The organism is Gilliamella apis (assembly GCF_002142155.1).
GTDB lineage: Bacteria > Pseudomonadota > Gammaproteobacteria > Enterobacterales > Orbaceae > Gilliamella > Gilliamella apis.
Window position 1 is genome coordinate 1 of record NZ_NASD01000006.1, and the last position, 12,428, is coordinate 12,428.

General features: G+C 33.8%; 12 protein-coding genes. 7 read left to right on the forward strand and 5 right to left on the reverse strand.

Annotation, left to right across the window (positions count from 1 at the left end):
* The first annotated feature begins 192 nt into the window (after positions 1 to 192).
* The 7 genes from B6C84_RS04155 to B6C84_RS04185 all read left to right on the forward strand — a co-directional run bounded on the left by B6C84_RS04155 (position 193) and on the right by B6C84_RS04185 (position 7,363).
* Complete coding sequence (locus tag B6C84_RS04155; RefSeq protein WP_086320945.1) at positions 193 to 864, forward strand: CsgG/HfaB family protein; 672 nt, start codon at positions 193 to 195, stop codon at positions 862 to 864.
* 31 nt (positions 865 to 895) lie between these two features.
* Entirely contained in the window at positions 896 to 1,255 is a 360-nt protein-coding gene (locus tag B6C84_RS04160) for a DUF4810 domain-containing protein (RefSeq protein ID WP_065614434.1), read from the forward strand.
* A 3-nt stretch (positions 1,256 to 1,258) separates the two neighbouring features.
* Positions 1,259 to 1,915, forward strand: a complete 657-nt coding sequence (locus B6C84_RS04165; RefSeq protein ID WP_065651594.1) for a DUF799 domain-containing protein — start codon at positions 1,259 to 1,261, stop codon at positions 1,913 to 1,915.
* A gap of 463 nt (positions 1,916 to 2,378) precedes the next feature.
* Positions 2,379 to 3,674 carry a 2-hydroxycarboxylate transporter family protein gene (locus tag B6C84_RS04170; RefSeq protein ID WP_065651595.1) on the forward strand — a complete coding sequence of 432 codons (1,296 nt, stop codon included), beginning with the start codon at positions 2,379 to 2,381 and terminating at the stop codon, positions 3,672 to 3,674.
* 120 nt (positions 3,675 to 3,794) lie between these two features.
* Complete coding sequence (locus B6C84_RS04175) at positions 3,795 to 4,952, forward strand: NAD(P)-dependent malic enzyme (RefSeq protein WP_065614432.1); 1,158 nt, start codon at positions 3,795 to 3,797, stop codon at positions 4,950 to 4,952.
* A 118-nt stretch (positions 4,953 to 5,070) separates the two neighbouring features.
* The gene (gene dcuS, locus B6C84_RS04180; RefSeq protein WP_065614431.1) at positions 5,071 to 6,687 is read left to right on the forward strand and encodes a DcuS/MalK family sensor histidine kinase; all 1,617 of its coding nucleotides are present in this window, start codon (positions 5,071 to 5,073) and stop codon (positions 6,685 to 6,687) included.
* A gap of 4 nt (positions 6,688 to 6,691) precedes the next feature.
* Positions 6,692 to 7,363 (forward strand): response regulator, encoded by a 672-nt coding sequence (locus B6C84_RS04185; protein ID WP_065578122.1) that lies wholly within the window; start codon positions 6,692 to 6,694, stop codon positions 7,361 to 7,363.
* A 63-nt stretch (positions 7,364 to 7,426) separates the two neighbouring features.
* Here the strand turns inward: B6C84_RS04185 and yfbR are convergent, their stop codons facing one another.
* From yfbR to B6C84_RS04210, 5 genes are all read right to left on the reverse strand, one after another.
* On the reverse strand, positions 7,427 to 8,020 hold the full coding sequence (gene yfbR / locus B6C84_RS04190; RefSeq protein ID WP_034901196.1) for a 5'-deoxynucleotidase: 594 nt from the start codon (positions 8,018 to 8,020) through the stop codon (positions 7,427 to 7,429).
* 80 nt (positions 8,021 to 8,100) lie between these two features.
* Positions 8,101 to 9,015 (reverse strand): UDP-3-O-acyl-N-acetylglucosamine deacetylase, encoded by a 915-nt coding sequence (gene lpxC, locus B6C84_RS04195; RefSeq protein ID WP_034901194.1) that lies wholly within the window; start codon positions 9,013 to 9,015, stop codon positions 8,101 to 8,103.
* 64 nt (positions 9,016 to 9,079) lie between these two features.
* Positions 9,080 to 10,228 (reverse strand): cell division protein FtsZ, encoded by a 1,149-nt coding sequence (ftsZ, locus tag B6C84_RS04200; protein ID WP_034901192.1) that lies wholly within the window; start codon positions 10,226 to 10,228, stop codon positions 9,080 to 9,082.
* Between the two features lie 80 nt (positions 10,229 to 10,308).
* Positions 10,309 to 11,562 carry a cell division protein FtsA gene (ftsA, locus tag B6C84_RS04205; protein ID WP_034901190.1) on the reverse strand — a complete coding sequence of 418 codons (1,254 nt, stop codon included), beginning with the start codon at positions 11,560 to 11,562 and terminating at the stop codon, positions 10,309 to 10,311.
* Positions 11,563 to 11,583: 21 nt separating this feature from the next.
* The gene (locus B6C84_RS04210; protein ID WP_086320946.1) at positions 11,584 to 12,417 is read right to left on the reverse strand and encodes a cell division protein FtsQ/DivIB; all 834 of its coding nucleotides are present in this window, start codon (positions 12,415 to 12,417) and stop codon (positions 11,584 to 11,586) included.
* Between the last annotated feature and the right edge of the window lie 11 nt (positions 12,418 to 12,428).

A 12,428-nucleotide genomic window follows, 5' to 3' on the forward strand; every position in this document is an offset into this window, starting at 1 on the left:
CGCTTTATCTATAAATTATTTATCATTACTAAAACTGTGGAATAATAAAAAAAGTTAATTAAAAATCTAAATTATTAAATAAAACAATAACTCCTAAATAGTTATTGATAATCATTATCAATAATATATTATTTACTTCACGTAAAATTCATTTATGCAGTACTGGTATAATAAAAAACCCAAGGAATAATGATGAAAATCAATAAGTTGTTAGGATTAATAATTGTCAGCAGTTTATTATTTGGCTGTGCTAAAGAATCTTCCAGAACAATCGAATCGCCAACAGTAAATAGCTATCATTCAAATTATAATGGTGTTAAAACCAATATTGCTGTAGGTAAATTTGAAAATCGTTCAAATTATCAAAATGGTATTTTCTCTGATGGAGTTGATAAACTAGGTAATCAATCAAAAACATTGCTTATTAGTCATTTACAACAAACCAATCATTTTAATGTTCTAGATAGAACTAACATGCAAGAAATAGCAAATGAAGCTAAATATAGAAAACAGAAGCAAAATGTGATCGGTGCAAATTACATTATTTCTGGTGATGTAACAGAGTTCGGACGAAAAGAAGTCGGTGATCATCAACTATGGGGAATCCTCGGCAAAGGTAAGGAACAAATTGCTTATGCTAAAGTAAGTCTGAACATAATTGATATCCGAACATCTCAAGTAGCTTACTCAGTACAAGGATCCGGTGAATATAGCCTATCCAATCGAGAAGTTGTTGGATTTGGCGGCAAAGCAAGTTATGACTCTACTTTAAATGGCAAAGTATTAGATTTGGCTATTAGAGAAGCAATTAATAATTTAGTCAGAGGCATAGATAACGGCGACTGGAAACCTAATACCAAATAAAATGAACGTTAATGACATAAGGATCATAACAATGTTAAAAAAACAATACTTTATATATTTATTGTTCGCAGGAATGTTATTTGTATTAAATGGTTGTCAATCATCTAATACTATTTATTACTGGGGTGACTATCAAGAAGTACTTTATAACTATAATCAATCAGATAAAAACAACTACACTCAACAGATTCAAGATTTAGAAAAAACTATAGAAAAAGCTAAATCAACTAATAAATCTGTACCACCAGGATTACATGCTCATTTAGGTTTGTTATATGCAACCGCTGGTGATAAAAATAAAGCTTTTGAACAATTTGAAAAGGAAAAAACTCTTTTCCCTGAATCAAAACACTTTATTGATTTTATTGAAAGAAAATATCAAGGGAAATAATCAATGAATAATAAATTTATTGCTCTACTAGGAACATTTCTGGGTCTCTTTATGTTGGCAGGATGTACAGTAAATAAAGAAAGTTATGACTATACAGCATTTAAAGAAAGTAAACCTGCTTCAATTTTAGTTTTACTACCTGTTAACCACTCAAATGAAATCAATGCGAGTTATGGGGTTTTATCTCAAGTAACCTTACCTTTAGCTGAAGCTGGTTATTATGTTTTCCCAGTTATGTTTACTGATGAAGTATTTAAACAAAATGGCTTAACGGTAGCTAACGAAATTCACGCAGTTAGTTTATCTAAATTACAACAGACCTTTGATCCTGATGCAGTTTTATATATTAATGTGCAAAATTATGGAACTAATTATCAAGTGATCCAAAGTGATACACGTGTAACATTAGAAGCAAAACTACTCGATGCTCGAACTGGAAAAGTTATTTGGACAGGTAGTGCTACAGCTTCTAGTCTAGAAAACCAACAATCAAATAATAGTTTATTAGGTATGTTAATTTCTGCTGCTATCACTCAAATAAGTGATACTGTTACGGATCGAAGTGTAGCAATCTCAAGCGTCGCAGCTGCTCGTTTATTTACACCAAACCCGGTAAAAAGTAACGGGATTTTATATGGTCCTTATGCTAAACAAAAATAACTGATCTGATAATTTCTTTATAAAAGAGCGGTAATAATTACCGCTTTTTCATTGATATAATTACACATATCATTATTACCTTTTTTAACCATACTCATCATCTTACAGAATCATTTATTCATCTTTTGTTTAGACACTAAAGACAACACTGTTTAGCTAATAATGGCTATATAAAAAAGTTCAAGAACCGGGATTGGTATACTCAAAAAGGGGCAAAAATTAAGAATGGATTGTTTGATTTAATTAGTCAAATGATTATAAGAGCATCCTAATAAATTAGTCATTACTAATTTTATTATTTTAAAAATGATCTAAATATAAATGTCTTTATAAATCAATAATTATGTTAATAACATACTTACATTAATTACAAAATTAGTTAGATAACTTTCTTAATCTTCTGATTTATATCTACCTAACTATACTGCTTATGTAATATAAAAAAACATAAAGAGGTTTAGTTATGAGCATACTTCAAGATATAAAAGAAAATAAGATGTATATAGGTTCACTCCCCCTTCCTATATTTTTAGTTTGTTCCATTATAGTTATTATTGCCGCCCAACTGGACATGCTACCAAGAACATTAATTGGTGGTTTTGCCGTAATATTACCTTTAGGTTGGTTTTTGGGAACTGTAGGACAAAATATTCCATTTTTCAAAAAGTTTGGGGCCCCTGCTATTCTGTCATTAATTGTTCCTTCATTATTAGTTTACTATGGTGTATTTGATGAAAATACCCTATCGGCGACCAAAATGTTAATGAAAGAATCTAACTTCCTGCTCTTTTATATCGCCAGTTTAGTATGTGGTAGTATTCTTGGTATGCATCGAGTCATTTTAGTTCAAGGCTTTATTCGCATGATGATCCCGATGTTATTAGGAATGTGTTTAGCGGCACTAGTTGGTGTAGCTGTCGCTGTAGCTTTTGGTGATACTTGGGAACACGCCTTTTTCTATACCGTTTCGCCAGTAATGGCAGGAGGAATTGGTGAAGGTGTTTTACAACTTTCTAATGCTTATAGCAATATCCTAAATCAAGATTATGATAGTTTCGTTAGTGCATTAATTCCTGCTACAGTAGTCGGTAACTTTTTTGCAATTACCTTTACAGCCGTTATGAGCCGAATAGGTGAAGTTAAACCTCATTTAAGTGGTCATGGTCAATTGGTCAAAATTGAGTTTGATGGTTTAGCTGAAGCATTAAAAGATGATAAAACCCCACTTGATGCTCGCTCAATGAGTGGTGCAGTAATGATTTTAGCCACTTTATTCATTTTTGGAATGATTCTAGAAAAAATGATTCATTTCCCTGGCCCTGTTTTAATGATTATTGCTACTGCGGTAGTTAAATATTTCCGTTTATTACCAGAAAGTGTAGAGCGTGGTAGCCAACAATGGTACAAATTTATTTCGGGTAATTTTACTTTCCCATTAATGGCTGGATTAGGTCTGCTTTATATTGATTTAGCCAGTGTAGTTAATGTATTAACTATCCCATATTTCATTACTATTATCGCGATTGTATTCACTGTTTCAATGACAGGATTTGTCTGTAGCTTCTTCTTAAAAATGTATCCTGTTGAAGCATCAATTATTTCGTCTTGCCAAAGCGGTATGGGCGGGACTGGTGATGTAGCCATACTTTCTACAGCAAATAGAATGAACTTAATGCCTTTTGCTCAGGTCGCAACAAGATTAGGAGGGGCTTTGATGGTGATATGTACCACAGCACTAATGCGTTATTTACATATGTAATTTTATATAACTTAAAGAATTAATTAATAAATTTATAAACAGTTTGAGATGAATTATTGCATTAATTTAATCTTACAAAATATCTAACATAGATTTAATATATTTAAAAAGGTAAATATTATGACAACAGTACAAGAAAAAGCGCTAGCAATCAGTAAGCAAATGCATGGCAAATTTGAAACACATTCTAAAGTGCCCGTTAATTCAATGGCAGATCTTAGTGTTGCTTATACACCTGGGGTTGCCGCAGTGTGTACTGAAATAGCTAAAAATCCTGAATCAGTTTACGAATATACCAGTAAACGTAATTTAGTAGCTGTTATTACTGATGGTTCAGCAGTATTAGGTTTAGGAAATATTGGACCAGAAGCAGCTATTCCGGTAATGGAAGGCAAAGCAATTTTATTCAAACAATTTGCTAATGTTGATGCAATACCTCTATCAATTAATACTCAAGATCCAGATGAGTTAGTGAAACATATTGCTGCGTTGGCTCCTTCATTTGGTGGAATAAATCTTGAAGATATTAGTGCGCCAAGATGTTTTGAAATTGAAAAAAGATTACAAGAAATTTTAGATATTCCTGTGTTCCATGATGATCAGCATGGCACAGCAATTGTGGTACTAGCAGCACTATATAATGCCTTAAAAGTTGCTGGCAAATCGATAGAATCAGCCAAAGTTGTGATTAATGGCGGAGGAGCAGCTGGTTTAGCAATCGCCGATATGTTATTAGCTGCTGGAGTCTCCGATCTTAAAATTGTCGATAAAATTGGTATATTATCTGAAGATGACACTTCGTTACCACCCCATCATTTAGCAATGGCGAAAAGAACCAATAAATCTAAACAAAAAGGTACATTAGAAGATGCAGTTAAAGGTGCTGATGTATTCATTGGTGTATCGGCACCGGGAGTACTAAAAGCTGAATGGGTTAAAACGATGGCCGAAAAATCGATTATTTTTGCTATGGCAAACCCTACACCAGAAATATTCCCTGATGAAGCCAAAGCCGCAGGTGCTTATATTGTTGGAACTGGGCGTAGTGATTATCCAAATCAAATCAATAACGTGTTAGCATTCCCAGGTATATTCAGAGGAGCCTTAGATGCTAGAGCAAAAAATATTACATTAGCTATGCAACTTGCTGCAGCCAAAGGATTAGCGGATATCATTACACCAGAAAAACTTTCAGTTGATTGCATATTACCTAACGCTTTCGAACCTAATGTAGCGAAAGTTGTTGCCGAAAGTGTCAAAAATGCAGCAAAACTGTAATGATAACTTGAAAATAAATTAGATTAACTAAAAAAACCTACTAATAAATTTATTAGTAGGTTTTGCCTGTTAATCAGTTAATATAGTTAGACGTTTATTTTTTATATATTAAATGATAATGAGATACCTATTTAACAAATTACCATTGAAAGTTAAGTTAATAAGCCTAATTTGTTTGGTTTTTATACTCTCAGTTATTGCACAAAACATCTATATTATTCATGTAGTCAATAACGAATATCTTATTAATTCTCGACAACGTGTAGAAAATATTGCCAGTATTATCTCAACTTCTCAGACGATCATTGATAAAATACAAAACCCTACTTTACAAAATATCGCCGCCATTCAGGCAACTACAGAACAAACTAGAGCTCTGACTCAAATCGATTTTATTGTTATATTCAATATGCAAGGTGTTAGATATTCACATCCAGATAAAAATAAAATCGGCCAAACTATAGTCGGAGGAGATGAACAACGAGCGTTAAATGGTGAGTCCTATACTTCAATCGCAAAGGGTACGTTAGGGGATTCTGTTCGAGCATTTAAACCAATCATGAATGAAAAACATCAACAAATTGGTGCCGTTTTGGTTGGCCAAACGTTGCAGAAAATTAATCATTTAGCATCGAGAACAAGCCAACCGATTTGGTTATCCTTATTTGCCTCGTTAACTATCGCTATTATTTTAGCCTACTTGTTATCCCATAATATAAAAAAGATCCTATATGGTCTTGAACCAATTCAAATGGCTCAGTTATTTGCAGAACGAAATGCAATTATTAGAACAGTAAAAGAAGGGATTGTTGTTATCAATCGAAACGGTTTAATAACTCAAATTAATGATGAAGCGATTAGAATTTTACGTATAGATGATGATAAAGAAAATATTATTGGCTTACCTATTAAGAATTTCATTCCTAATACTCGCCTACATGAAGTGATGATGAGTGGCAATGCTGAATATGATTGTGAACAAAATATCAATGGAGTGGTAATACTCACCAATCGAACGCCTTTATTTGTTAATGATGCTTTAGTCGGGGCCATTGCCTCATTTAGAGATATGACAGAGGTTCGTAAATTGGCAGAAAATTTAACTGGAGTAAATCGATACGCCGATGCCTTACGTTCACAATCACATGAATTCAATAACAAACTACATGTTATTTATGGTTTAGCTTTCAATGATAATAAACAAGAATTAATGGACTACCTTGAACAAATTATTGGCAACCAACAAGCTGAATCAAAACTTGTTAGTCAATATATAAAAGATCCAATTATAGCTGGTTTTTTAAATAGTAAGTTTAGCCGAGCCCGTGAATTAAATGTTACCTTAGAGTTCAATATTGATGGTGTTTTAGCCCCCATAACAGACACTTCTGTTATTCATAGTTTAGTCACAATACTTGGTAATTTAATTGATAATGGTTTAGATGCTGTACAGTTTTTAGATGATAAACAAATAAAAGTTAGTTTAGTCATAGATAACTCTAATTTTGAAATAGAAATTAATGACAACGGCGAAGGTATTTCAGAAAAAGATATTCAATATATTTTTCAAAAAGGTTATTCGACTAAAGGTGATAACCGTGGCTTTGGACTCTATTTAGTATTGGCTAGTATTGACGAATTAGATGGGCATATACAATTATGTGATCTTAATAATAAAAAAGGGACTTGTTTTAAGGTACTATTACCACTAAAAGAGATATATAGGAATAAATAAGAAAATGGTAGAAGTTTTAATCGTTGAAGATGATCCAATGGTGGCTCAATTAAATAAAAAATATTTACAAATGTTACCTGGTTTCAATTTGGCATCTGTTGTTAGTAATGGAGAACAAGCATTACATTTTATTCATGATAACCACATTGACCTGTTACTGCTTGATGTATTTATGCCAAAATTAAATGGTCTTGAACTATTAAAATACATTCGCATTAGTTATCCCAAAATAGATATCATAATGGTAACAGCTGCATGTAATACCAACGACATTCAGACAGCATTACGTTTAGGAGTCATTGATTACATAGTTAAACCCTTTACTTTTCAACGATTTCGCACAGCCTTAATCTCCTATCAAGAACGTGTTCGATTGTTATCATCATCAGAAATACTAAATCAAGATCAATTAGATGATCGGATTTTTACCAAACACGTTAATCCCTCAACTAGGTTACCTAAAGGTATCGATTCACAAACATTACAATCAGTGCGAGAGGTGGTCGCTAATTATCAGCAAGATTTTTCAATGAGTGATATTGTTGAATTAATTTCACTATCTAGAATATCAGTTAAGAAATATCTGGATTACTTAGAAGAACAGGGAGAGATAGAAAGTCATTTGACTTACTTACCAATTGGTCGCCCAGTAAAGCGTTATATTTATCAAAAATAGATCCGATGCACTTTAATTTTTTTCTTACTATTTAATAAATTAGTTATTAAAAAATAAATAAAACTATTTATCCATAGTAATTTCATCTAAAGATAAACTAAAACTTGGCACAAATATATCTAAAAAGTAATCCATTTCAGGACTGTTTCGTTCTGATAATGTTTTTTTCAAACGTTGCTCAGCTAACTTAAATTCATTATTGCCGGCGCTAAGTTCTTCAATGGTTTTAAGGTATGCACATAAAGCATCTGCTTGTTTTACGATACTTTTTTCAGACTCATCATAATAATCATCATCAATTAATGATCTAAAATCGTCTTGCAACTCTTTAGGCAACATATTAATAAGTTTATTTTGAGCTATTTTTTCAATTTTTTTATATTCAGATGTAATTTGCGGATTATAATATTTAGTTGGTGTTGGTAAGTCACCAGTCAGTACTTCTGATGCATCATGGTACATCGCTAATAATGCGATTCGCTCAGGATTAACATTGCCATTAAATCTTTTATTCTTAATGACTGCTAAAGCATGTGCAACAAAAGCAACTTGTAGACTATGCTCAGATACATTCTCTGTTCTCACATTTCGCATTAAAGGCCAGCGATTAATTAATTTCAAACGTGATAAATGAGCAAAGAAATGGCTATTATTCATGTTAATATCTCATAATTATAAAAATAAAAAACGCTTCCACTTCGGAAGCGTTAATAAAGCAATTATTCTCGTTTAAGGATTTATGCTAGAACAAGTTGTCTAGTACCTAAAGCAACAGGAACACTTTGCTCTTCAGTAAATGTCACATATTCCCAAGCATCTTGTTTCGCCAATAAAGCTTGCAATAGTTGGTTATTTAATGCATGACCTGATTTATAGCAAACGACTTCACCAATCATATTGTGACCACTCATATATAAGTCACCAATGGTATCAAGCATCTTATGACGTACAAATTCGTCTTCAAAACGAAGACCGTCTTCATTAAGAACTTTATAATCGTCAACAACAATCGCGCAATCTAAACTACCACCTAAACATAATCCTTTGGATTGTAGAGCTTCGATATCTCGCATAAAGCCAAAAGTTCTTGCACGACTAATTTGGCGAATAAAAGATTCAGAAGAAAAATCTAGTTGGTAACGTTGCGAACTACTATCAATAGCCGGATGACGAAAATCAATAGTAAAATCTAAACGGAAACCACTATATGGTCGCACTTCTGCCCACTTATCACCATTTTCAACACGAACAGTTTCTTTTACTCGTAAGAACTTTTTCAACGCATTTTGTTCAGCAATTCCAGCATCTAGTAATAAATAGATAAACGGACTTGCACTACCATCCATAATTGGAATTTCCGGAGCATTTACTTCAATAATAATATTATCGATACCAAGTCCAGCTAATGCTGAATTAATATGTTCGACAGTTGAAATACGAACATTATCTTCATTAACCAAACAGGTACAAAGCATTGTATCTCGCACTGATTTTGCATCCACTGGGAAATCAACATATGGATTTAAATCTGTACGACGATAAATAACACCTGTATTTTCCGGTGCAGGACGTAATGTCAAAGTAACTTTTTTACCAGTATGTAAACCGACACCAGTTGCTTGAATTGTCTTTTTTAATGTTCTTTGTTTCACTTCGCACCTACTTTTTTATTTGTTACTATGCCATTAGACAATAATAAATCAAATAAGTTCAATATTAATTAGCCTGCTTACGAATAAACGCAGGAATATCTAAAATTTTACGCTCTTCAATAGGAGACACATCAGGTTCATTCACAACCTTAGATATTGATGATTCTTCTTGTTGTAACGGCAAATGACTTGTTTGCCCAAACAACGAGCCGTGATGAGCAGCAGGTTTAGTTATCTTAACTTCTGGACGTTTATCCATTCCAATACCTGTAGCAACCACAGTCACTCTAATCTCATCTGACATATCTGGGTCAAAAGTCGTACCCACAACAACAGTAGCATTATCAGATGCAAACGCTCTTACGGTGCTACCTACTGTTTCGAACTCTTCAAGACCAAGGTCAAGACCTGCTGTAACATTAACTAATACGCCACGAGCACCTGATAAATCAATATCTTCAAGTAAAGGACTTGAAATCGCCATTTCAGCTGCTTCTTCAGCTCGATTATCACCAGTTGCACGACCAGAACCCATCATCGCATAGCCCATCTCAGACATTACAGTTCGAACATCAGCAAAGTCAACATTGATGTGACCAGGTTTGGTAATTAGTTCGGCGATACCTTGCACTGCACCTTTTAATACACCATTTGCTGCAGCAAAAGCATCTAATAATTTAACGCCACGTCCTAAAACTTTTAATAATTTATCATTTGGAATTGTGATAAGTGAATCAACATGTTTAGCTAATTCAGCAATACCTTGCTCAGCAAAAGCCATGCGTTTTTTACCTTCAAATCCAAAAGGTTTTGTAACTACAGCTACAGTTAAAATACCTAATTCTTTCGCAATTTCAGCAACAACTGGTGCAGCACCAGTACCTGTTCCGCCACCCATTCCGGCTGCAATGAAGACCATATCGGCACCTTCAATCGCACTACGAATAACATCACGATCCTCTTCTGCTGAATTTCTGCCAACTTCTGGATTAGCACCAGCACCAAGTCCTTTGGTAACATTATTTCCGATTTGGATAGTTTGACCAACTTTTATTCTTTTCAATGCTTGTGCATCAGTATTTGCTGCAAAAAACTCAACGCCTTCAATATGTTCAGCAATCATATGCTCAACAGCATTACCGCCGCCGCCACCGACACCAATAACTTTAATGACAGCTGCTGGCTCATCATCCGCAACCATAGGCTCAAACATAACTTATCTCCAAATTTACGATCTAAGGACATTGTACAGATAACCAGCTACAATGTCTACGAAGTTATTAAATATATTAGCTAAAATTCTTTTTTGAACCAACCGGTCAAACGTTTAGCTATCCCTTTTAATGATGATTTATTACTGTCTTTAGCATCATCATGTAATAAACTTTGTTTGCCATAATGCAATAACCCTACAGTTGTTGAACAATATGGTTTTTGTACATAATCAGTTAATCCTGAAATATTTAAAGGCTGACCAATACGTACTTGATTTTGAAACACTTTCTCAGCACATTCAACCATACCTTTAATTTGAGCAGCGCCGCCTGTTAACACAATCCCTGCTGCCAATTGATATTTAACATTTTGTCTTTTAAGCTCGTCTTGTAATACTAATAGCTCTTTTTGAACTAACGATAAAAGCTCTGAATAACGAGGTTCAATGACATCAGCTAATGTTTGTCGCTGTAATGAACGAGACGGACGTCCACCTACACTTGGAACATCAATAACTTCATCTTTACCGACTAGTGAACCAACAGCACATCCATAACGAATTTTAATATTTTCTGCATCCATTGGTGGTGCGCCAAATGCGTAAGCAATATCACTGGTAACAACATTACCAGCATAAGGAATAACCACAGAATGACGTAAAGCTCCACCAGTATAAACTGAGACATCCATTGTTCCGCCACCAATATCTATGACGCAAACACCTAACTCTTTTTCATCATCAGTTAATACAGCATAACTCGATGCCAAACCAGAAAAAATAAGCTGATCAACTTTCAATCCACAACGCTCTACTGCTTTAACTATATTTCTCGCCATATCATTATGACAGGTGATCAAATGAACTTTCGCTTTCATTCTTACACCAGATAATCCAATTGGGTTTTTAATACCTTCTTGTAGATCAATAGAATACTCTTGGGCAATAACATGTAAAATTCTGTGTTCATCTAAAATACGTACAGATTTAGCAGTATGAACAACATTTTCAACATCTTCTGCTGTCACTTCTTCATCTGCAATCGGCACCATTCCAATTTCATTCTGACAACGAATATGTTTACCTGACAGGCTTAAATAAACAGAAGATATTTGGCAATCAGCCATTAATTCAGCTTGATCAACGGCTCGTTGGATTGATTTAACCACTGATTCAAGATCGTTCACACCACCTTTATCAACACCTTTTGATGGACAATGGCCAACACCAATAATATTGACAATACCATCAGGAAGAACTTCACCAACGAGGGCAAGAACTTTCGAGGTGCCAACTTCAAGTCCAACAACCAATTTTTTCTCTGTTGCTTTCATACTTCAGCCTTTATTTATTCCTTATTGAGAGATTTTTTCTCGTTGCACTGAAATACCATTTTCATAACGTAAATCAGCAGCCGTTATTTTTTCACCATCAGGTATTCTTGACTGAATTTCTGGAAATAATTTGATAAATTGTTGATAACGTTGTTCTATTTTTTCGCTACCTAATATCAATTTTATTTCCTCATTTTCAGAACACAAATCAACTTTACATTGCTTTACCATTAATTGCCATGCATTACGTTCATCCGATATTGCTGCCTGAATTATCAAAGTAGACTTATTGTTAGCCCATTTTTTAGAGAGTTCCTCTAATCTAAAATAAGTTTCTAACATTGACTTGGCTTTACCTTCAGGGCTATAAAGCCTTGGCAATGATAAATCGTTCAAACGATCCAATGGCACACTAAAAGTATTGCCATTTTTATCAAGTAAATATAAATCATTCCAGTAAAATGCAGGTTTATATTCTTCAATGTTTACAATCAATCTGTCGGGCCATTGTTTACGAACACTTGCTTGTTTTACCCAAGGATATCGCATAATTTCTTGCTGAATATCATCCACATCTTGTCCAATATAGGTATTTGGCAAACCTAATCCTAGAATTGCTTGTCTAAGATCATCTTCAGTCGTATAAGTATAATCACCACTTAAGGTCAATTGTGATAATACCATCTGATCGGGATCTTCCATCCAGTCTCGAATAGAATTGACGACCCATCCACAAATAACAACTATTACTACTAAGAACAAAAAACCTAACATTTGTTCTGCATTGCGAAAAACAAGCAACTTTCTTTTATTCTGGTTTTGATGTTTATGCGCTGCTTGTCGGACTTTTTTCATAAAAATAAAGC

Excerpts from the sequence above, each read along its gene's own strand:
- B6C84_RS04170 (WP_065651595.1), top strand. The coding sequence starts at position 2,379 with ATGAGCATACTTCAAGATATAAAAGAAAATAAGATGTATATAGGTTCA.
- ftsA (WP_034901190.1), bottom strand. The coding sequence starts at position 11,562 with ATGAAAGCAACAGAGAAAAAATTGGTTGTTGGACTTGAAGTTGGCACC.
- dcuS (WP_065614431.1), top strand. The coding sequence starts at position 5,071 with ATGAGATACCTATTTAACAAATTACCATTGAAAGTTAAGTTAATAAGC.
- ftsZ (WP_034901192.1), bottom strand. The coding sequence starts at position 10,228 with ATGTTTGAGCCTATGGTTGCGGATGATGAGCCAGCAGCTGTCATTAAA.
- B6C84_RS04155 (WP_086320945.1), top strand. The coding sequence starts at position 193 with ATGAAAATCAATAAGTTGTTAGGATTAATAATTGTCAGCAGTTTATTA.
- B6C84_RS04210 (WP_086320946.1), bottom strand. The coding sequence starts at position 12,417 with ATGAAAAAAGTCCGACAAGCAGCGCATAAACATCAAAACCAGAATAAA.
- B6C84_RS04160 (WP_065614434.1), top strand. The coding sequence starts at position 896 with ATGTTAAAAAAACAATACTTTATATATTTATTGTTCGCAGGAATGTTA.
- yfbR (WP_034901196.1), bottom strand. The coding sequence starts at position 8,020 with ATGAATAATAGCCATTTCTTTGCTCATTTATCACGTTTGAAATTAATT.
- B6C84_RS04165 (WP_065651594.1), top strand. The coding sequence starts at position 1,259 with ATGAATAATAAATTTATTGCTCTACTAGGAACATTTCTGGGTCTCTTT.
- B6C84_RS04185 (WP_065578122.1), top strand. The coding sequence starts at position 6,692 with ATGGTAGAAGTTTTAATCGTTGAAGATGATCCAATGGTGGCTCAATTA.
- B6C84_RS04175 (WP_065614432.1), top strand. The coding sequence starts at position 3,795 with ATGACAACAGTACAAGAAAAAGCGCTAGCAATCAGTAAGCAAATGCAT.